This window comes from Acinetobacter brisouii, assembly GCF_008993995.1.
In the GTDB taxonomy this organism is placed as follows: Bacteria; Pseudomonadota; Gammaproteobacteria; order Pseudomonadales; family Moraxellaceae; genus Acinetobacter; species Acinetobacter brisouii_A.
In genome coordinates, this window is sequence record NZ_BKNN01000171.1 from 1 (window position 1) to 712 (window position 712).

The 712-nt window shown below is 38.8% G+C and carries 2 protein-coding genes; both read right to left on the reverse strand.

Annotated features, from left to right (window positions below; all coding sequences use genetic code 11):
* On the reverse strand, positions 1-398 hold a 398-nt coding region (locus GBN19_RS15500), incomplete at its 3' end, for a transposase family protein (protein WP_215903498.1).
* Positions 346-712 (reverse strand): transposase family protein (locus GBN19_RS15505; protein ID WP_215903499.1); only part of this gene is annotated, 367 nt, incomplete at its 5' end. The genes GBN19_RS15500 and GBN19_RS15505, both read right to left, overlap by 53 nt.

The following is a 712-nucleotide window of genomic DNA, read 5'->3' on the forward strand; positions in this document are numbered from 1 at the left end:
TTTCGATAACGTCCAGCAAGAATCTTAAAGGTTTTGAGTCTGCCAAATACATGCTCAATTCCTATTCTTCTTTTATTGATTTCTCGGTTGTATTTTTTGAGCTCAGAATGCAAGTTACCACCTTTGTTTGCTTTTAATGGCAATAAACTGTTCGAGTAAACAGTATCAATGCCTTGATATCCCTTATCCACAAGAATAAAAGCACCCATAGGAATTTGATTTAAATGGCGTTTGAATAGCTTAAAATCATGTATAGCCCCATGACAACCACACAAACTCAGAATCTGCTGCGTTTTATAGTGAATGATGGCTTGTACTTTAAAGGTATGTGCCTTTTTCTTGCCACTATAACTTTTCTTCTGTTTTTTTAGGCCTTTGGATCGGAATTTCTGTGGCATCTACAATCACCACATTCCAGTCGATCCCTTCACCTTTAGGTAATTCTTTGGGTAAATTAAATAGCCCTGACTGAATTAGGCAATCTTCAACATGACGTACAATTCGGGAAGCCGTCGGCTCTGAAACACCATAACTTGTAGCAACATGAAATAAGGTTCTGTATTCACGCCAATAGCTGAGACAAAGTAGAACCTGATCTTCCACGCAAAGCTTGGTTGGTCGCCCTTTGGTGTGGATCTTCTTCTTCATGTATTCAACGATCAAATCAAAGGTTGACCATGAGATGCCTGTGTATCGCTTAAACTGAGTTTCA